Genomic DNA, 19,954 nt, shown 5'->3' with positions numbered 1-19,954 from the left:
CGTTCATCGTCATTCCGTGAGTGGCGCCGGCCGTGCAGGATGTGCGTCGTCGCTGAGTGTCCCTACTTGCACATCATGTATTCTTTTCCGCCGGTCGTGACGATCGGATGGCCGTTCGAGTTGTTCTCGATCTTCATCGGCTGAGGGACCCACTGGACGCCGTTGGCGCACAGCATCAACTGGCCGTTCTCGACCTTCCATCGCGCCTGCTGTCCACTCGAGTTGCTGCCCACGCCGCGCCTGGTTCGCGTCGCCCCACCCGAGCCTCGGGTGGACGTCGTCGAACCCGAGTAGCTGAACTCGCACGCGGTACTCGTCAACAGGTTTCAGAGCTGCTGGTCCTGCGCGGTTGTGCCTCGGCTCATCGCGCCGCCCGCTGCGGAAGCAGCGCCGCTTTGTGCCGTGTTAGCGTTGGCGCAGGCCGTCCTGCTTGGGCCCTTTGCCGTGATCTTGCGCTATATCTTCGACACGGTGATTCCGGCGGGCCATTTGCAGCGGTTGGCCCTGATCGGTGGAGCGTTGTTATTACTCAACCCGTTCAGCAATGGACTGCAACTCTGGTTGCGGCATGTGTCGTCCGGTCGCCCGAAGATCGTCGGTCGGCACGCTGTCCGGCTCATCATCGCTAACGACAATTCTCGTCAGACGCTTTCGCGCATCGGCAGATAGTGGCTTCGCTTCCTGCCGCACCGTCTTCGGATGGACCAATGCAACAATGCTCACTTTGTCCCCGTTCCGTCATACGCGCTGCCGCTGCTCCACGTCCACGTCGCCGAGCATCACAATCGAACCCTCGGTCGGGATATTCTCTTTGCCGCGGCTGAACTGCCCGGCCGCCATGTACCCCTTCATGATGTTGACACCGTCCTTCTGATCCTGGGAGATGCCGGCCACCTCGTCGAAACAGACGACGTCATACTGGCACACGAGGCCCCGCTGCCCGCTGGCGTTGTTGACGAACATCTTGGCGACCGTGGCCTTGCCGCCCGAAATCAGATGGGAATACGGCTAGATTTGCTGGGACAGGCGATTCTTGCCGGTGCCTCGTGGGCCAAGCTTCTCCAAATTGAGCACTTGCCCCCTCGCGCGCCCATTTTGCGCAACGTATACTCTGAACCGCGCGCACGCATTTTCCAATCCGCTGCATTCGTACGGGCACGCGCGCACCGCATGGGCACGAGATTGTCAGAACCACCTGTGATGTCCTGCGGAAGGCTATCGATCGCTAGACCAACCAGGCCAGATATCAGGGGACGCTAATGGGAACGCCACGCCCGTATTCGCCGCTGCTCTTCTTCTTGTTGCTCACAGTCAGTGCCTGCAGCGAGCAGCCTACGACTCTGCCAACCGTCGGGGTGATCGTTGCGAGTGAAGGCCCGGCTGACTACATCGGCCGGCCGGAACAGCAAGTGCTCGAGGCGCTGGAGAAGGAATACTCTTTGGCGCCAAGTACGCCCATGCCATTCCGGTTGCGAATTGTGAACTCCGCAGGAGATCCCGCCCGCGCTGCTTCGCTCTACCGCGATTTCGCCGCAGATACGACTGTTCTCGCGGTGATAGGACCGTCCACCTCCGGCGAAGCAATCGCGGTGAGCAGCCTGGCCGACGAGCTGAAACTGCCCGTGCTAGCCCTCGCCGCCAGCAAGAAGATTGTTGTCGACACCACGGATCACGTTCGGCCGTGGATGTTCAAGTTCGCTCAGAATGATGATTTGGCCGCCGCTGCACTTCTCACGGCGCTCACCGCCGACGGAAAAACGACCGTGGGGTTGCTATATTCCGATGACGGATTTGGAAAGAGTGGAGCAGAGCAGTTTAAGCGCGCAGCGTCACAACTCGGCGCGGTTCGGGTGCTTTATGTGTCCGCCTATGACCCGAAACTAACAACGGCAGAGCCTGTCGTGCGCGGGCTGCCACCTGCCTTGGACGCAGTGGTCATCTGGGGAACTGCGCCCGGGCCAACTGAAATTATTCACGCGCTCCGCAAGCGCGGCCCGACCAGCATCTATCTAAGCCACGGCAATGCCTCCCAGGATTTTCTCGCAAACCTGGGTGCAGATGCGGAAGGGCTCGTCGTGATCGGCTCGCGGGTGCTGCTTGAGCAAAGCGCTCTGAACCCCGCTCTCCCGGCCGACAAGGTGATCAGCGACTACCAGCTGTTCTGGGGCAAGAGAGACTTCCGTGGTCCCCCTTCGCATTTCGGTGGCCACGCGCGCGATGGGTTCCAGGCTTTGATGCAAGTGTTTTCCAAGCCGGGCATCCATACCCGTGCGGCCGTGCGGGATGGGTTGGAAAACCTGGGCACATATTACGGCGTCACGGGAACGTTCCGGTTTAGTCCCACTGATCACGCGGGATTGGATGCCTCGGCATTTGCAACATTTCGGATCAGCAACGGACGGTTCGTTCCTCGTGATATGCCCAATAAGTGATTTCGCACTTGCTGACAGAGGCGCTCATATACGGGTCTATTGCGCTCGTTCTGAGCGCGAGTGCGCGCGCCTTTGGCACGCTCAATCTTGCAGCAGGCACTTGGGTGACGATCGGCGGTTGGCTTGGGCTCAGCGCCATGGCAATCGTCGGGCGGCAGCCACTCACAGCCCTGAACCTCGTCGGCTTGTTACCGCTCTCGGCGGTTGCCCTGTTGCAAGCTGGGTCGGCCTTGGTGCTGCGACGAAACGTTCTTGAGCGTCCACTCGCATTCCTGCTCGTGACGTTAGGGTGCCACCGAGCAGCCGATGCAATCAGTTCGCGATGGTTTGTCGCTAGTTGGCAATCACGGATTCCGCCCAACGCATTGCCCGACTGGGTCTGCTGGCTGGGCATATCTGTCATTGTTGGATCAGCGATCTGGGCTAAGAATTCAGGGTGGTTCAGTCGTATCGCCCTTCGTGCTCGCGTCTCCGACAATAGCTCTCCGGTATGGCGTTTAGTAAGCATGGTGCTGCTTTTGGAAATAGGCTTGCTGTTGCTTGTTGGCGTCTTCGCCGGGCCAACACTGCATGGTATTCCGGGTAACGAGTTCCTCACGATCGTACCCGTCTTGGCAGTGTGTGCGACACGGTTTGATGCAGGCCGCGCCTTCGTGATTTCTGCAGCGGCGCTTGTAGTGATGCGTTTTGTCGAGGGCAGCTTCCTTCACGTCGGCACGGCCGCGTCTTCTGTGGTACTGCTGCTTCTGGGGACCTTTGTGACCGTGCGTTATTGGCCGACGGGGCTCATCACCGGTTCACGGTTGGTCGAGACAGTTTTCCCTGCGTGGCCGGGTTGGCCATTTGGGCGTGGCGCTAGGCCGGCGAACAGGTCGCTTCTGACGCATCCGGCCTTAGCTGTGATGTTTGGCGCCGCGGTTCTCGGATGGATCCTTTTGTCGGCTGCGCCGACCGCTCACGGGCTAGTGCGCGGGCTTTTTGTGCTTGCACTCACATTATGCGCGGCTCAGAGCGCGCGCATACTTGGAGTTCGCTCGATCGCTTGGCCGCTTCTCGCAGCCGCAGGCCCGCTTGCGGTCGCACGGAGCGCCGGCCCGGAATCCGTCATCCTGTTTGCGTTGCTCGTCGTCACGATCTGGTCGGTATACGCACTTGCCCTCCGGGCTCTTCCGACTGCGTCCGCCCTCGTTATTGACTTGGCAGCGACTGTTTCCGTCGTGCAACTCGCGACGTCGCACAGCGTCTTTGGTAGTGAGGGTGCTCGTCAGTTCGCGGCATTAGGAGCTACGTGGTCACTCGCTGTTGTGGCCAGCGTTCTTGCTGGGATCGTCGGAATCTTATGGACAGGAATTCCTTGGCTCGCACGAGGGCAAAGAGGCCGTGCCACCATTCTCGGTCTAGTCAACCTCGCGAATGGTGAGAATCACGGACAACGCACGATCACGGCGCTCGTTGCCGGATCAGGGACGCTGGCGCTAGCGGCAATGTTCGCGGGAATCGCATTCAGCGCGGATGCTGCGGTTCTTTCCGACCGTGATATTTCAGTTGGTCTGGGGTTGCTTATTCTCTTGGTATCGAGTGTCCTTAGCACGATTCCGTTTGTTCTAGGGGCGTCTGGCGTCGTGTTCCTAAGCGCATTCATCGAACGCTGGCTCGCCGGCAAGGGGGTTTTGCTCGATTTGGCGATCGGTCTGCTACTCGCCGTATTTGCGCTTACAACTAATCGCAGGCTCAAGGAGCCGTAATGGCACCGCCCGTGCTCGTGTTGCGAAGTCTATGGAGCGCGTGGACAACGAAGCGCGGCGTTGGCGGCCATCACGCGCGGGCAGCCATCTCGGTGTCGCTGGAGCCCGGACAGTGGCTTGTGGTGATTGGGTGGAACGGGGCTGGCAAGAGCACGCTATTACGTGGGATTGCTGGCAGCGCGCCGGTCTGCGGCGGACGCGTGGAGGTGGACGGGCGCCACCTCCGACCGCACTCGCGCTTCGATCGGTTCAGAGTCGGCATGGTCTACGTTGCCCAGGAGCCGGCGCTGCCCGGGACTGACCAGTCTTGGTCGGATGCTGTGGCTCTTGCGATGGGCTCACGGCCCGGCCTCTACAACGAAGCGGCTCTGATGAGCCTTAAGAATCAGTTCACAGAATTGGGCCTAGTCAAGGACGACCGGATCGTTTCCCCGCTGTTCGACTTAGTAACCGGCATACTATCCGCCCCAAGCGTGCTAATCCTAGACGAGATCGATGCGCGTGCGAAATCCGCCCTCCGCCACGATGACGGCTACCTAGCTCTTAAGTCACTATTGCCAATGACTGCAGTCGTTTTGGTCGAGCATGATGTGGCAGCCGGATTGAAAGCCGCGGATCGCGTCCTATTGCTTCACCGTCGCAAGCCGCCATCTGTTATCTCTCCGTCCGAAGCGGTGGCACTGTTGATTCACAATGAGACCGTTGCGCCACCGACACCGAGTGATGCCCATAGGCTACCATACTATTGTGATGCCGAACGATTGCTCGAGCTCGATAATGACCCGATACGCCTGCTGAGGCGCGCAATGATGGCGGGGCGGGTGGTGAACGTGCGTCAATGGATCAAACGAATGATCACCGACTGGCCATTCGTCCAGGCGCCGGAGATTGGGCAACTTAGTGGCGGACAGCGCATCATACTTTGTGCGCTTGCGGCAGCGGCTGCAGGGATAGGCCAGTTTGATGAACGCTTAGTCGATCATGTTCACCGTGACAGCCGAGTATTGCTACGGAAGTATAGGACGGCCCTCAGCTCTGTCACGGCGCGGGAGCGAGATTCTAGCAGGCCGGAACAGCAATTGTCACCGCGTACAGATGTCTGATTGGGAAGCAGAGATCGGGATTGCACTGGCGCAGCTTCTAGGCATAGCGGCGATAGTTGGCTCGCTTCTCATATGGCGTGCAGGGGAGTTTGGACCGGCCAGCCGTCGCCGCCGCCGATTGGAAGCAGTTGCTGCGAACGGTCTGCTCGGGTCAGAAGCGCGGCGGGAACGCCGCCGCCTTCGCGAGAGGTGGGCGTTAGTCTGCATAGCCGTCTATGCATCCACCCACTTCTTTGTTCACGTATTTCAGTATTTGCACCGAGTTAACTGGGTCATCCAAAACCGTATCGGCCTCGACACCAACCACTTTGCACAGCTTGGGGCGGGGCTGCGCACATTACTCGGGCATACGCTTTTCATCGGGACTGCGACAGTCGTTGTGTTCGGTCTTGACTGGTTCGTCCAACTTAGAACCGACGAGTCCAAGGCTTCGCTTCCAGCTCCAGACTGGAGTGCCGCTGAAGTCATCCCCAAGGATTGGCGCTTGGCGCCAGAGGGCCTTTGGGAGGTCCGCGTTGCAGAAATGGAGCAGAGTCATCCGGAATGGCCCAAAGCGGCCCCGACATGGAGGTCTGAGTGGGACGGATGGGCACGAACTGTCGTTGCCTACCGTTCTCATTCTGCGGCCATGATGCGAGGCATGAACACAGACGCCCCGGACCATTCCTCTACTCCACCAACGCCTTGAACACCGCATCCGACGCATCTTTGTAGAACTCAATCCCAATCCGCGTCCACATCTCGTCAGGCAAATCATTCAACTGCCGCCGCGCCGAAACGGGCATCAATAGCGTCTGCGCCTGCTTGTCCACCGCCAGTTCCGCAATCGCCACCGCGTTTCGCAACAGATCGACGGAACCGCCCAGGTTTAGAGAGCCAACCACGAGTGTTCCCCCCCGTGTATTGCGACCAAGCAGCGATCCCGCCAACGCCACAAGCACCGCGACGCCCACCCCATTCCCGCTCTTGTCCGCGTCGAACGCCCGCAACTGCACGCTGAACTCGTGCTCGCGCGGGTCGCGGTCACCAACAAGCTCTTTCGCCCGTTGGTAGAGGTTCTGCTCGCCCACCTTGACGCTCTCGCGGAACGCGGCCGGTGTCGGCTGATTGAGAATCCGGACGCCCCCGCCTGGCCCTGAGGTCACCTCAACTCGGCAGAGCCCCGGACCGGTCTCACCAGTGCCTGGGCTCACGGCCCACACCTGCCCCGGCGGTAGAGGGTCCCCTTCAATGGCTTCGTCGCTATGGAGCTCCGGCGTTGACACGAACTGTTCCACGCCATCCGCTCCCAACGTGTAACTGAAGTGCGTGTTCCGAAACTCGCTCTTGAAGACGCGCTTCTGCTGTTCCTTCACGCGTCTGCGGGATTCCAGTGCGAGCCGAACCATCCACTCGAGATCTTCATCCGACGGTGATACCGACGGATCGGGATAGAGCAGCTTGGTGAGACCGCTGACGGTCTTGCTGACCGCTTCAATGTCGCGTCCGCTCAGCGCGCCGCCCAGATAGATCCGACCCTGCATCACTGACGCACGGCTGCCATTCCGGAGCTTGCTCCAACATTCGCTCAGAAAATCGCTCACCAGTCCAAACCGATCCGTGAGATGCTGATTGGGATTGAGCTTGGGAAACTCCCAGCCGGCGGCATACGCATGGAGCCGGTCCATGAATGCGGTGTCGTCGCGCATCTCCGGCGGCAACGCGCTGAGCAAATGGCCAGCGCGCTGCTGCTGCTCCACGTCCACGTCCAGGTTGCCGAGCATCACAATCGAACCCTCGGCCCGGATATTCTCCTTGCCGCGGCTGAACTGCCCGGCCGCCATGTACCCCTTCATGATGTTGACGCCGTCCTTTTGATCGAACGAGATGCCGGCAACCTCGTCGAAACAGACGACGTCATACTGGCACACGAGGCCCCGCTGCCCGTTGGCGTTGTTGACGAACATCTTGGCCACCGTCGCCTTTCCGCCTGAAATCAGGTGGGAGTACGGCGAGATTTGCTGGAACAGATGACTCTTGCCCGTGCCTCGCGGGCCGAGCTCCACGAGGTTGTAGTTGCGCTCGACGAACGACACCATGCGCAAGAACAGGACTTTCTTGGCGCGGTCATTCAGCGACGACGGCTCCAGACCCACCGATCGGATCAACAAGTCCTTCCACTCGTCCGTGCTGAGGGCCTGGCGCCCACGGTTCAGCGTCTCGATGATATCCGACTTTGACATCTGAATCGGTCGGATGCCGTCAACCGCGAACGGCCGTCCCCCCTGCTCCTGCGCCACGATCGCGTCATATCCCAGCGTCACCTCGGCATAAAAGCCATCGGTGAGCATGCGCTCATTCTCGCGTACCATCGCGTCCGGAATGCGCACATCGCGCAAACCGACACTAGACAGCTCAACGAGATAACAATCGTTCTTGGCGTCGAGGCGAGCCTTGATGAGGTCGATCAGTTTCACCGACCCCTTCTCTCGCGCCCTCGCCTTGAACAACTCCTGCTCGCCTGAGCGGACAGTGCGGTCGCGCAACTGGTTCTCGACGATCTCCAATCCTTCCTGAATCTCCCGCTCGTCCGTGCTGGCGCAGTACCGCCCAAGGAGGAACTCGACGACGTAGGTGGGCACCGGATACTGGCGTGCGTACTTCCGTACAAGATCCTTGCGCACCACAAATCCTTCAAAGGCGGACGCCGCGAGCGTATCGAGCGCGTCCAGCGTAATGGTCATTGGGACTCTCCGACTGTCGTGACCCTCTTCGCGACAACACTGCCGCTGGCGTCAAGCAGCACGACGATCGCGGCCGCGCCCTCATACTCATCATCCGGAACGACGAGACTCACGAGGCCTGCTGCATCGGGCGCCTTTGGCGAGCCGACTATCGAAGTCCGTGGGTCTTTGCCATTTGTGCGAATGTCCACCATGTAGCCGAGCGCTGCGTCATGCACCGTGGTTCGGCAGCGGAGCCGCGTCCATGTGACGTCAACGATGGTGGCGTGAACCGGCTGAATACCGCGCTCCACGACCAGCTCGGGAATCACGCTCTCCTGGGGACTAATTCCACCGTGCGCATACTCGCGACCGGCAACGAAAGAGGCGACCCCCGGCGGGCAGGCAATGCGTACCTGTGGATCCCAATACCACGGCCACACTGGCATCTCCGTGACGGACTCTCCAGTGACTACCGCGCATCGCGCCCACTTCGTGGCGGCGACCGATTTCGGCATCGCGACCTTCGGCAACCCACCCGGCATGAGCAGCCAGCCGTGATCGGTGACAACGCGAACCTGTTGCCACCCACTCTCGATGAGCGTTGCGATGCGTTCGGCGAGCCGTTCTACCTCACGCGACAACTCATCGGCGAGGCGGACACCGAGCTTGTGGCCGAGCTCATCGAGTTGTCCGGCTTCTGTCCACCCGCCGCCAGCGCCGCTTGGGAGTCGCACTTCGTCGGCGTCGAGAACGACGATATCGCGACGCGATATCTCATCGCGCAGTCGCTGCGCGGTACACATCTGCTGGGTGGCGCGAAAGACAGGCGTGAAATCCACTGGATCCGCAGAACCGGTCAATGCGTCAGCCGCAGGCGATGCCACAGGCTTGGCGGTCGGCGTGGCCGTTGGGATTGCGGCAATTCGATGCGACAGCCGGGATAGAAAGCCGCGAGTCTCGAGTAGCGACTGCAACGCCGCGGCAACGTCAAAGCGCAGACCGTCGGCAAACAGCACACAGGTATCGGCATCCGGAACCACTGTTCCGGCGAGGGCATGCAATCGGCCAACCTCGCGTGCCGCTATCTCCTGAAAGTGTCGCGCTGATGAGTCGAGCCACGGCAGATAGAGCGCGCGCACCACGCCACCGATGATGTGTGCATCCGCCGGACGCGCGACGCTCGCGAGCGCCTCGATGGCTGCGGCGTCGCACCGCCATCCATCTTTAGCATAGGCCGACGCTACGGCGTCAAGCGTCATTCCCGCCAAAGGAGATCCCGACATCGAGGCAACTCGGGCTAGTGGCGCCAACACTGCGGCGAGCGGACTCTCGCTCAATTGCGCCCATACATAGTCGCGACGATGCCCGTGGGTCCGTTCGAGTTCCAGCACGCGGGCGCACGCCTCATGGTGCGGCAGCTCTTGGATTCCATCCAGCGCGACGCGTACGCTTGCTTCCGCGTCGTCATTGGCCTTGGGCCGGCGACTGGAATCGAGCGCCAGCTCACCGCTCTCGACATCGGCCTGGCGCAGTAGCGCCGGAATGGCGGGATAGAGCCGCGGGTTTTCGACAAACCGGCGCCATATTGAATTCCATCGTGAATCAGCGCGCGCCAATCGATCCGCTGCGTCGAGCGCGCTATCGCTTGCCGGGTCGAAGTCGAATGTTGCACGCGCGCGGCTGCAGAGAGCCTGCCACCGAACGGCGTCGAGCGCGCGACGAGTACCGTCGGGATCGTTCATCCACCGCAGTAGGTCCCGCACCGGATCGTCCACCGCCAGCGCATCAAAGTGTTCGGCCTCCAGCCTGCGATCGCGGAGCGGCGTGAGGTCGGCGTCGGCGACGATCGACAGCGTGCGCAGAAGCGCCTCGCGCGTGCGTGCGTCCTGCGCCATCTCGAGGCCGAGTCCCTGTCGCGATCCGACGAAGGCCTCGACGGTCCAATCGCGGCCGTTTTTCTGATGCCAGACAGTTCCCCGGTACTGGAGCTCAATCAACGGCTGCAGCTCGACCGGGCACTCTGCGCCGGCGCGCAGCACCTGGCGGCTGACTCCAGGCAGGTAGAACACCGGAACCGTGTCGAGGGACGGCGAAACGTTGGGGAGTGTTCGATCGGCGATGCAGCGCAGCCAGATGGCCGGGCCAGTTCCGGTGTCCGGCGCGTACGCGCCGAGGGTATATACGAACGGAAACGACTCGCGAAGACGAGAGACCAGCGGCTGCCACTGGTGCTCCGGATCGGGCCAAAGGATTACCGCGGGCTCGGAGACGTCGTTCGGTACGCGGCGCGCTTCGGCGAACGACGCAATTAACGCATCGAGGAGCGTGCGGTGCGGTGTGGTGCTTGCGGAAGCGACGGCGGTCATCGCGCGGTCCCCGGTTCGCGCGCCGCCTGCGCCTCACGGGCCTCCTGCTTCCTGTCCCGGGAGTAGTGGAGGTCATTCCACCGGACCCGGTCGAAGTTGCGACCACCAGCAAAGTTCAGTGCGGCGCCGTCCCACTCCCAGAACCAAGGAAAGTCTTCTCTTGGGCGCTCGGGTTCCTTTCCGCGGTCCTTGTTCCACTTGATTCTCGGAGTTACGCGAAGAATGCATGAATTCTTGCCGCGCGCGCTGAACGGACGAGCCGTCATGAACGGGCGAATGTTCATCCGAACGCCGTCGTTGATATCCGGTGCCCACCCAATGGCCTGCTCGTAAAGCGGCTTCCATCGTACGAACAAGTCGTATGGCGATTCACCTTCGAGGATGCGCTCGAGTTGGGCCTTGAGATGTTCGGCGGCAGCGAGGCGTCCTTCCGCTCCATCCTCACGCGCGCTGACGGCCGCGCGCTGGCGGGTGATCCAGTCGCCCAGGTAAGTGTGTGTCAGCCTGTCGAGGGTGCGGCGACCTCCACCGTCGGGACCGGCGAGGTTGTGGTAGTTGACAAGAGCGCTAAACCCGTCGACACGCCCGTCCCAGATGTGCCACACAAACGGGCGCTGCCCGAACAGGGCACAATGCTGTTCAAAAAATTCGTCGCGCAGCCATTCCTCAAGAGAATCGCTGGCCGCTCCTGTGTCCGTGAGTAATTCGCGCTCCTTAGCACCGTTCCATTCGCTACCGAACGCGTCGGCAAGAAGAGAGCGGAGTCGGGTTGGTGCTGGGTGCTCACGCTGAAGCGCTTGCAGGCAAACGATTCCGTCAACGTCTGCGTGATGCTCCAGTCCGTCATCTCCGAGTGCGGCGCACTCTGGGAAAGAGGATCCCGATTGTCGCGGCCACCTAAAGCCCACCAAGCGCGCCACAGCGACGTGAAGTGGGCTCTCGGAGCCTCGCGGTTGTCCGGCAAAGAGCCATTGGCTAGGGTCGTTGGAATGCGGCTTGGGAAGACCATCAGGGTACCGCTCGTGCGCGCGCTGTTCCCAGTACGCAAGATCAAATTCCACTTTGCCAACATATCCATTGTCAACTGAGACCTTCGGGTTGAGCCGTCGCATTTCGGAAGCAAAGTGCGATGAACTCACGAAGGCCCAAACAGCAGGCAGGTAGTCCTCTCGCGTGGGTATGATGACCGGTGTGGAATTCGAAAACAATTCGCCATCGAAGAGCGACGCTGGAAGGTCGCTCATTTGGCCGATCGACACGCCGCGGCGACCCCATGCCTCGCCACCCCGTATCGCCGCCGACTCAAAGCCGGCGTCAAGAGTCTTCCAATCGACAATCGAAGTTTTTCCGGAATGGCTAGCGCGCCCAGATGCTGGGGATTGGAACGGCCGCCACCTAGAGGAAGGCTGAGGCGACTCCCAAAAACGCCGGACTAGGCGGTCGGAATCACCGGTAGAAATTCCCTGAAAGCACTGAGCGTACTGACCGAGCCTGCCGCGGGATGTGGCAGTGTCGAACGTCAAAATGGCATCTGGGTTCGCTAGCTGCCCCGCTTGTGAGACCATCGAGACTCCAATGGTTCTCAACGATGCAGCCTTCGACTCTGGATTGTCGGCGCCACTCACGTCAATTCCAAGAAATGCGGTCGCAGCAGCCGGCGCACGGGCAGTGAGCGTGGTGAGCGCCACGTTCACAACTTCACCACCGATTGTCTCGAATGCGCGTACACCCAATCGAGCAACGGCGTTCCACTCAACTCTTGTGAGGAGCTGCTTGCGCAGATGCTTGTATGTATCCAGAAAATGCCACGATTGTGGTGTGACGAATGCGGAGCTGCCGGACTCCGAACAAAACGCGACGCACCGCTCGACAAAACACGTCGCCAAGTCTGCCTTCGACTTTGGGTAGCGTCGCTCACAGTAGTCCTTCAAAACGTCATCCTGCTTTCCACGGCCAAGGTACGGCACGTTGGTAACCACGAGGGTAAAGGTGCCGGCCAATATCTCCGCGGCCTTCGCCACGCCCTGCGCGGTGACCGCAAGCTCATGACCGTTCTCATCGCCTCGCTCGCTGGAGACCGCGCGTGTCAGCAAGGGTCCAAGCTCATCAAAACCTGCTTCGAACACCTCTCCCCACATGGCGCGCGGATCGACAAGGCTTCCAAGTGTTGGCGCCTGTCGGAAGAGCTCGTAAAGCCTCTTCATGCCACCAGCCAGCCGCAAATCACCGTTCGCCAAGGCGGTCCATTCGTTCTCAGTCGCACTGATGTTGAGTCCCGAACACGCCAGATTGAGCCGCGGCAAAACGCGATAGCCGGCGAGACGCCATGCCACGAGTGCCAGATTGAACGCAGCGATCTGCGTGCAGCGCTCGTCCAATTCCAGTCCAAAGAGGTTGTCACGGAGCACCACCGCCACTGCTTCTGCAGCGTGCAAATGCTCTTCCTCGGCCCGGAGGCGCGCCAGCAGTGGCAGCGCAAAGACCAGAAAGTGTCCGCTGCCCATACACGGATCGAGAACCGTGATCTCTTGCGCAGTCGTCGGCCATCCGTCGAACATTCCGGCCGCCGGTCTCCACATTCCGTTTTCACTCTGCATGAAACGCAGATATCGCCATTCTAAAATCGGCAAGCCGTCACGCGCCGGCAGCGAAGCTTTCGCGCGAGCTTCGTCTTCGCTCGCCGCCGCAATCGGCCCCAACTTCCCTGCCCACCACGCACCGAGCGTGTTGTGCAGGAGAAAGTCCACCATGTAGTCCTCGGTGAAGAGCTGGGTGACCGGGCCCAGCTCCTCCGCGCCGATTTTCTCCCCTGAAGCGTTCACCGCATCCTTGGCGTCCGCCTGCCAGAACTGATACGTCCATCCAAGACTATCCGTCGCCGTGAACACATCCACGGGAAGCTCCTCGAGCAACGTCTCCAGTTCGGCGCGTCGCTCGGCCGGCAGCTCGACCTCCAACACGGGATCGTCTGCACGAAACACCTGCGGTAGCATCCGCACTGCGTACTCGCTCGCCACTGCTATCCAGGGCCGTCTCTGCTCAGCCGCCAATTCCCGACAATCGTCAAGCGAAATCGCGACACCGCGACTCGGCTCAATCAGGAACTCGTTCTCCGCCAGGAACCGCGCAAACAGAATGCGATGCCAATGCTCATACGCGCACTGCTCAACGAGACGGGTAGTCTCCTGTCGTCCTTGAGCGTTGCGCCGATCGCCGAGTTGTTTGCCTCGTGCACGCAGACGATTCCGAAGCGCACGCTGAGCAGGCGTCAGGTGTGCGCGCGGCTCATGGTGCGCAACAGCCAGATGTTCCAATGCCTGTTCAGCGCCCGCCTCCGCTGCGCGGCGCGCCTTACGCGCTGCCTGCTCCAGCAGCCGTCGGTGTGCGCGATCGAGCATCGTCATCGAATGAGCACCGGGCCGCGCTTAACGGCTTCCAAGAGGATCGACTCCTGCCGAGCAACCCATGCGCGTACATCGTCGCTCGTGCGCAACGTCGCGCGGTCGAGCGTGACCGGCTGCACCTGAGGCTCGAGGATCCGCGCGGCCAACTCCAGCGCGCGCTGCGCGCGGCCGGGAACGGCATCCACCTCCGCGCGTCGCGCGGGCAGGTTGCGCGCGTCCAGCGCATACATCAACCCAAGATCGTCTGCCGCCGACAGCGGAACGGGCAAAGACAGGCCGACATCCGTCAGGATTTTCGCTCGATCAGTTTCGCCCACAGCACGCCATGTCTCGTTTCGCTCCAGGTCGGCGACCGCGGTGGCGCGCGCCGATGCCAATGCTTGATGTGCTTCGCCAAGCGCCGCGCGGAGAAAACCGCCAAGCTTTACGCGCACTGGGTCAACCGGGTTTGAAGATTCAAGCAACAGGCGCTGGCTGCGTATGTGCGATAGCTCGGTCAACGCGTCAGAGGCGGCCGGCAGCTCCGCGGCGAAATGCGCCAGTCGTTGAAGTGTTTCCCATCCCGGGACGCGCTCCGCAGCGAGTCGCGCTCGCTCTTTCCAGCTTGCGACGCGGGTCTCGAGGTCACTAGCGGCGTCACGGATGGCGGCGAGTTGTTCTGTGCCCGTCAAGCGGCCGATATCCTCGAGCGCAGCGACGTCGGGGCTTGGCGGAAGCGGCGCATCGCCGCCGGCGGATCGCGCAAGGTCGAGCATAGCGCGCACAAACTCGCCCCCTTTGGCCGGTTCCTCACCGCTCTTGCAGGGTACGCCAGCAGCTTGGAATACTCCGCGGATCTTGATCCGATCGTTTGCGGTGAGGATCGTCCGCTCGACTCGGAACTCGGCTTTGGGAATCTTGTTGTGATCAAGTTGCCCCGCAATCACCGGCGCGCCGTTGAGCACAGCCGACAGATGCTGTGAGCGGTGCAACGCGATCAGCGTTGCATCAATAGCCTCCTTTGGCCATCCAAACGGCTTGCCGCCGAGCGCCTTGCGCACCTCGCTCCCGACCTTGCCTGCGCCAATAGTCGCGAGCACCTGTTGCGAGACGGGGTGCTGATCGATCGCCCCAGTGTGACCCACAGGCTGAAATAGGTGATCGGCACCCTCCTGTGAGCGCTTCTTGACCGCCTCCCACGCAGTAGCCGGCGCGTCCGCCTTGGAGAATTCCGGAAAGAGACGGACGAGGGACGCTTCGGCTGCGGATCGGATGCGGTCTTCCAGGGTGAGTTGCAAGATCTCCGACCCGCCCCCTTGAAATACCTTGGCGTTGGCGACGATCTGTCGCACCAATACGTCGCGTTGTCTCTCTGCCAGGAGGCGCCTGCTGTCCATCGCTCGGCGCGCTTCCTCACCCTCCGGTGTGGCGGGCGCTCCCTTGTACTCCAACGTCTGACGCGCAGCTTCGGCATTGATGATGGCCTCGCGCAGAGGATCGGCGTCACGCTTGGGGATAAAGACGTAGACCACGGGGCTGTCCAAACCAGCTTTTTGCGCCGCCGCCACGTGATCCTTTTCGGCGCACGACCATTGATCGCGCACCCATACGGGAATCGACTCACCTGTCACGTTTGGCGGAGTGTCCGCGCGGTGAATCGCCAGTGGGCGAACCTCTCGCGCGGCGCCCTGCATCACCTTGATCGAGCGCACGATGCGATCGATCTCGGCGTAGAGCAGTTGATCATGACGGAGTTGGAGATCCGCCGTGGCGTTACTGAACCGCGTTTGACGGTTCTTGAGCTCGCGGTCCCATTCCGTTCCTTCGCGCGTCTGCAAGCGGTACTCGTCACCAACCTCGAGTAGCACGCCATCGCTGGCCATGCGCGTGAGCGCCGCAGCCACCGCCGAGCGAAGCTTGCCGTTGTCGGCCGCCACGTCGTCAACGAGTAAGTCGCAGAGGTGCTCCTTGGTAGCACGAACGCCAATGTCCGCGCCGGTTTCGCGCGGCAACTTGCCAATGAGGAAGATCAGGCCGCAGAGTCGGCTGGCGAGAATGCCTTCCGCGGATCCATCTCTGGCAAGATTGATGATGCGCTCATTGATCTCTCTCAGCAGGACGCCAGTGTTGACCATCTCCGGCGCAAGCTGATCGTAGAGTTCATCCGCCGGGATGACAGCGCCCAACGGGCGGTCCGCGATCTTCGTCACCGCGTCGTGGATGATGCGAAGCTGTGACCTCAGTTGGCTGTTTGTCCCTGCCAAGTCTACTTGGCGAAAACACTGCTCCCAGAATCGGCGGCGAATAGGTAGTAGCGGGTAGTCGTCAATGATCGTGTCATGGTCGGATCCCGTTTCAGCGATGCGTGTGTTGGCCAGCTGCCGAGAGATCTCTCCGGCGTGCTTGTCGAGGAGAGCGCGGAGAGGAGCGATCACAGAGGGCTTCTTCTGAAGAAGAACCTTCCGCGTCACTGCTTCTACGTCCGTATCTGATAGCGGGACGCGGATTGTGAACCGATCCATCAGCCGCTGCAAGTCTTTGGAATCGGACAGGGCGCTCTGTCCGGCGGCGACTATGATCGCCGAGCTGCCAAGCTCCTTGGACACAGCCTCCGCTACCTCGGACACCAACGACGAGCGTTCAACGTCGCTCCCGATGTACTGCTGCACTTCGTCAAGGGCGATCACCGTGCATGGGAGCCGTCCGTTTTTTCCACGCTGCGACAGGACGCGACGCAGCATCACGAGGAAGTCTTCGGTGCTGACATCCGTGGTGGGCTGAGGAAACTGCGCCTTGATCATTTGGCGAGCGTCCGATTCGGTCGTCGCGAAGTTGGTGTCGCATGCGAGCACTGCCTTCGCGATGACAGGACTTACGTACAGATTGTTCAGTTCCGCCTCCCACACTTTGCCCGCGGCGGCTACCGCTCTCTGTACGGAGTGGAGATGCCCTTCGTCCGTTAGCCACATGACAAAGCGCGCCTGGGCGTACTTCTCCGGAAGCCCCGCGCTCCTCAGCACCAGGCCCAGCACTGTCAACCGCACGTGAGCGGATGTGCCGCTGGGGAGAGCGCCAGCGGCGGCAAAGAGACCGCCTCGCCGCTTCCCTTGCGTGTCCAACTCCTTGAGCAGTGCACGCACATCCGCCGGGAGCGATGGCACAAGCTCCCGCGCGGTCGTGCCGTCAGGGAACTCTGTGTTTTGCCACAGGTGGCACAGCATCTTGAGCAAGTGCGACTTGCCGCTGCCGTAAAAGCCGCTGACCCACGCCCCTTTCTGGCTCGTGTGGCCAAGGTTGGACAGGAAGGACGATAGAATGCGCTGCAATCCTTCCTGGTATTGCCCCTCGCAGACGAAGGTGGACAGCTCTGCGCGAAGTTCGTCCCAGGTGCGATCGTCGGAACGGTCTGTGATACGCGCTTGCCCCTGATTCACCAACGGGTGCGTTGAGGGGTCGCGCTGTAGCGTATCCTTGATGTGCATCAGGCGTTCTCCATTCCGTGCATCGTTATCGGGACCGCGAGGTAGTTCCACCCATCACGCGCGTCGAGCAAGCGGTAGTTATTGCCTTCGTACTGGCCAGGGAAAAAGACAGCGAGCCGGCCGACGATATCCGGTTCAACAGCACGCAAGACGTGCGACACTCGCACAAAACCGAATAGCGAGCCCACGCCGAAGACGGCGACCACCGCGTTGGCCGACGCACCCTTCAGCACTTCGCGAATCCGCGTCGCGACAAAGTCGGCGAACTCGCTGTCGAGTTTGAGTTGTAGATCGTCCGGCGATTCGAAGTAGGCGTCACGGTACTCGTCAGCGCCCATCCATGTTGCAAAGGCGTCGGTCACGTCCACCTCGAGCCACTCATGAAGCGCCTTGTGTGTCTCCAGCTCGAAGAGGCTCTTGCGCGCGCGCAGCGTCCGCTCGAGTTCCTTGTCGTATACGAGCATCACGATCCGTTGCGCGCCGGCGATGGTGCGCTGCCAGGGAGTAGCGATGTGTTGGCCGTACCGGTCGGCGAAATCCTCAAGACGTCCCATTTTTATCGGATTCCTGCGGGATCGAGTCGACCGAGTTCGATGGAGAGCACGTCGCCGGCACTTCGCAAATCGATGAGCCCAATGCGCTTTGCTTCCAGTGCCAGTTGACGGGCCGCCGTCGGAGAGCAATCGAGCACATCGACCCAAGGATTTGCCAGGAGTTCCTGGCCGCGGTAGCCGGCGGCGTGGCCGAGGTAGAGCGCGAAGGCCATGGTGTGCGGCGTGGCGCCAACCCGGCGGCGCTTTTTGAAGGTGCGTCCTTGTAGGTGCCCCGACTGCTCCCACGAGCTTGCGACGTTCCGCGCAACTTTGCCCGCGGTGGCATCGCTGAGGCGCTCGCCAGCCTGCGCCCGGATTACTCGCGCGAGCTGATCCCGGTCCAGCGGATCGCCCTCGGCGAGCGGAAGGATCGCGGCGGCTGATGCCGCCAGCAGGGGGTCGCGACCAATGGCTGCGAGCATCGCCAGAAGGGGCCGCCCGGGTTCGTCCACACGCCAAAGGTGGCGCAGCACGCGGAACAACGGTACGCCAGGATCGAGGGCATACAGCTCACCAAGACGTTGATTGCTGAGGCGACGGGTGGCGACAGTCGTCTTGGCCAGGCAGTTGTGCTCAATGATCTCATCGGCGAAGTCGGCGCGACGCGAGTCGGGTCCGGCCGCAGCCAGTGTCAGCGAGAGATCGTCGAGCATGATGGTTCGGCTGGTGTGTGTGCCCTTGTCACCCATTCGGAAGCCGATCCGGTCTGCGTTGTTGGGGTCCCGGATGAATTGCACGGTGGATTCTCAGTGGTCGTGATTGGTCGCTTGACCGGTTGCGCTAAGCCGCGTCGGAAACGCAAATATGAACCACCAGCTGGATTGTCGCAAGCCTCGCCGGCAAACTTGCCGGCATCTGTTGACACAATGCAAGATGGTGTCTACACTTATCGCCGGCAAAGTCGCCGGCATTAACGTGTCTACACAACGATGAGATTGGGTGCGGAGTCCACTGAGCTGAGCGAAGTACTTTCTGCGACGTGAACGGAGGAACAATCCGATGGGCCAGGCTGAGCGTAGGGAGTTGATCCAGCAGATCGAGACGACGCGGGAGAGCCGCGTGATCACGTACATCACGGGCGACCGGTCCCCGGTGACCGCGCAAGTGTCGGACGACGCGTTGCGGCCGCTGTACGAGCAGCTCCGCGAGATGGGGCACGTACCGCGCATCGACCTTTTCATCTACAGCCGCGGCGGCGCCATTGACGTTCCCTGGCGAGTTGTGAACGCGATCAGGCGGTACAGCGACGAGTGGAACGTGCTTGTTCCCTATCGCGCGAATAGCGCGGCCACGTTGATCGCGCTTGGTGCCGACTCGATCGTGCTCGGGCCCCAAGGGGAGTTGGGGCCGATTGATCCGCAACTGAACGTCGTGCGCCCCGGCAGCGACGTTCAGGAGGCTGTGAGCGTAGAAGACGTGATGGCCTACGTGAAGTTCGTGCAGGAACGAGCCGGCTTGTCGGAACAGACCGCGTTGACCGCCAGCTTGGCGAAACTGACCGATCGTCTCGATGCGGTCGTCTTGGGCAACGTGTACCGCACCCACACGCATATTCGGGATGTCGCGCGGCGGATTCTACAGTCGCGCAAGGCTCCCCCAAGCGAGGAGGCGCTCACCACAATCGTGCAGACGCTCGCGGAGAAGGTCTATGCGCACGGTCACGCGATTGGAATGAAGGATGCCCAAGACATCGGCCTCCCCGTCAAGGCGGCGGACGCCACGCTGGACACACTGATGTGGCGCTTGCTCGGTGAGTACGAGACGCACATGAAGCTCCGCGAGCCGCTCGACCCTGCGGCCGTTGTGGCGGCCACGGACTTCTATTCAGAAGACGCGACGATCGGGATGGTGGAATCGCGGGCAGCCACGTGGTCGTTCGCCGGCAAGATTGAAGTCCGCGCCAAGCGGCAGATGCCGCAAGCGCTCACGGTGAACGTCGCACTGAATTTGCAGCTCCCGCCGACTATCGACGTCGCGAAGATTCCGCAGAGCGCGCAGCAACTCCTTCAGGAGCTTATGCAGCAGGCGCAGCAGAGTCTGGTGCAACAGGCGCAACACGCCGTTCAGCAGGCTCTGAAAAACCAAGCGCCCCTCGTCGGAGCAGAGTACTCGTTCCGCGAGGGGCGGTGGCGGCTGGAGTCTTAG

At 61.5% G+C, this 19,954-nt stretch carries 13 protein-coding genes; 5 read left to right on the top strand and 8 right to left on the bottom strand.

Features of this window, described 5'->3' with window-relative positions:
• Nucleotides 1-62 precede the first annotated feature (62 nt).
• Nucleotides 63-320 (bottom strand): hypothetical protein, encoded by a 258-nt coding sequence (locus tag Q7S20_11815; GenBank protein ID MDO8502518.1) that lies wholly within the window; start codon nucleotides 318-320, stop codon nucleotides 63-65.
• A 91-nt stretch (nucleotides 321-411) separates the two neighbouring features.
• On the opposite strand from Q7S20_11815, the gene Q7S20_11810 reads away from it, so the two are divergent.
• Nucleotides 412-669: a hypothetical protein gene (locus Q7S20_11810; GenBank protein MDO8502517.1), complete on the top strand. Its 258-nt coding sequence runs from the start codon at nucleotides 412-414 to the stop codon at nucleotides 667-669.
• 69 nt (nucleotides 670-738) lie between these two features.
• Here Q7S20_11810 and Q7S20_11805 read toward each other — a convergent pair whose 3' ends face one another.
• Entirely contained in the window at nucleotides 739-996 is a 258-nt protein-coding gene (locus Q7S20_11805) for a BREX system Lon protease-like protein BrxL (protein ID MDO8502516.1), read from the bottom strand.
• A 263-nt stretch (nucleotides 997-1,259) separates the two neighbouring features.
• Between Q7S20_11805 and Q7S20_11800 the strand changes: the two genes are divergently transcribed.
• The 3 genes from Q7S20_11800 to Q7S20_11790 are packed head-to-tail and all read left to right on the top strand — an operon-like array spanning nucleotide 1,260 to nucleotide 5,280.
• On the top strand, nucleotides 1,260-2,432 hold the full coding sequence (locus Q7S20_11800; protein ID MDO8502515.1) for an ABC transporter substrate-binding protein: 1,173 nt from the start codon (nucleotides 1,260-1,262) through the stop codon (nucleotides 2,430-2,432).
• A gap of 8 nt (nucleotides 2,433-2,440) precedes the next feature.
• Nucleotides 2,441-4,177 carry a hypothetical protein gene (locus tag Q7S20_11795; GenBank protein ID MDO8502514.1) on the top strand — a complete coding sequence of 579 codons (1,737 nt, stop codon included), beginning with the start codon at nucleotides 2,441-2,443 and terminating at the stop codon, nucleotides 4,175-4,177.
• The gene (locus tag Q7S20_11790) at nucleotides 4,177-5,280 is read left to right on the top strand and encodes an ATP-binding cassette domain-containing protein (GenBank protein ID MDO8502513.1); all 1,104 of its coding nucleotides are present in this window, start codon (nucleotides 4,177-4,179) and stop codon (nucleotides 5,278-5,280) included. The genes Q7S20_11795 and Q7S20_11790 overlap by 1 nt, the downstream gene beginning before the upstream one ends.
• Before the next feature lie 668 nt (nucleotides 5,281-5,948).
• Here the strand turns inward: Q7S20_11790 and brxL are convergent.
• From brxL to Q7S20_11760, 6 genes are all read right to left on the bottom strand, one after another.
• Nucleotides 5,949-8,003 carry a BREX system Lon protease-like protein BrxL gene (gene brxL, locus Q7S20_11785; GenBank protein MDO8502512.1) on the bottom strand — a complete coding sequence of 685 codons (2,055 nt, stop codon included), beginning with the start codon at nucleotides 8,001-8,003 and terminating at the stop codon, nucleotides 5,949-5,951.
• The gene (gene pglZ, locus Q7S20_11780; protein ID MDO8502511.1) at nucleotides 8,000-10,351 is read right to left on the bottom strand and encodes a BREX-1 system phosphatase PglZ type B; all 2,352 of its coding nucleotides are present in this window, start codon (nucleotides 10,349-10,351) and stop codon (nucleotides 8,000-8,002) included. The genes brxL and pglZ overlap by 4 nt, the downstream gene beginning before the upstream one ends.
• Nucleotides 10,348-13,665, bottom strand: coding sequence for a hypothetical protein (locus Q7S20_11775; protein ID MDO8502510.1), 3,318 nt, complete (start codon nucleotides 13,663-13,665; stop codon nucleotides 10,348-10,350). The genes pglZ and Q7S20_11775 overlap by 4 nt, the downstream gene beginning before the upstream one ends.
• Before the next feature lie 86 nt (nucleotides 13,666-13,751).
• Nucleotides 13,752-17,216 carry a BREX system P-loop protein BrxC gene (brxC, locus tag Q7S20_11770; protein MDO8502509.1) on the bottom strand — a complete coding sequence of 1,155 codons (3,465 nt, stop codon included), beginning with the start codon at nucleotides 17,214-17,216 and terminating at the stop codon, nucleotides 13,752-13,754.
• Nucleotides 17,216-17,770, bottom strand: coding sequence for a DUF1788 domain-containing protein (locus tag Q7S20_11765; GenBank protein ID MDO8502508.1), 555 nt, complete (start codon nucleotides 17,768-17,770; stop codon nucleotides 17,216-17,218). The genes brxC and Q7S20_11765 overlap by 1 nt, the downstream gene beginning before the upstream one ends.
• A 2-nt stretch (nucleotides 17,771-17,772) precedes the next feature.
• Complete coding sequence (locus Q7S20_11760; GenBank protein ID MDO8502507.1) at nucleotides 17,773-18,546, bottom strand: hypothetical protein; 774 nt, start codon at nucleotides 18,544-18,546, stop codon at nucleotides 17,773-17,775.
• A gap of 262 nt (nucleotides 18,547-18,808) precedes the next feature.
• On the opposite strand from Q7S20_11760, the gene Q7S20_11755 reads away from it, so the two are divergent.
• Nucleotides 18,809-19,954, top strand: a complete 1,146-nt coding sequence (locus tag Q7S20_11755; protein ID MDO8502506.1) for a hypothetical protein — start codon at nucleotides 18,809-18,811, stop codon at nucleotides 19,952-19,954.

It is taken from the genome of Gemmatimonadaceae bacterium (assembly GCA_030647905.1).
Lineage (GTDB): Bacteria > Gemmatimonadota > Gemmatimonadetes > Gemmatimonadales > Gemmatimonadaceae > UBA4720.
Note: the sequence above shows the minus strand (reverse complement) of the source record. Positions and strands in the feature narration are given on the sequence as shown.

Excerpts from the sequence above, each read along its gene's own strand:
- Q7S20_11800 (MDO8502515.1), top strand. The coding sequence starts at position 1,260 with ATGGGAACGCCACGCCCGTATTCGCCGCTGCTCTTCTTCTTGTTGCTC.
- Q7S20_11790 (MDO8502513.1), top strand. The coding sequence starts at position 4,177 with ATGGCACCGCCCGTGCTCGTGTTGCGAAGTCTATGGAGCGCGTGGACA.
- brxL (MDO8502512.1), bottom strand. The coding sequence starts at position 8,003 with ATGACCATTACGCTGGACGCGCTCGATACGCTCGCGGCGTCCGCCTTT.
- pglZ (MDO8502511.1), bottom strand. The coding sequence starts at position 10,351 with ATGACCGCCGTCGCTTCCGCAAGCACCACACCGCACCGCACGCTCCTC.
- brxC (MDO8502509.1), bottom strand. The coding sequence starts at position 17,216 with ATGCACATCAAGGATACGCTACAGCGCGACCCCTCAACGCACCCGTTG.
- Q7S20_11765 (MDO8502508.1), bottom strand. The coding sequence starts at position 17,770 with ATGGGACGTCTTGAGGATTTCGCCGACCGGTACGGCCAACACATCGCT.
- Q7S20_11755 (MDO8502506.1), top strand. The coding sequence starts at position 18,809 with ATGGGCCAGGCTGAGCGTAGGGAGTTGATCCAGCAGATCGAGACGACG.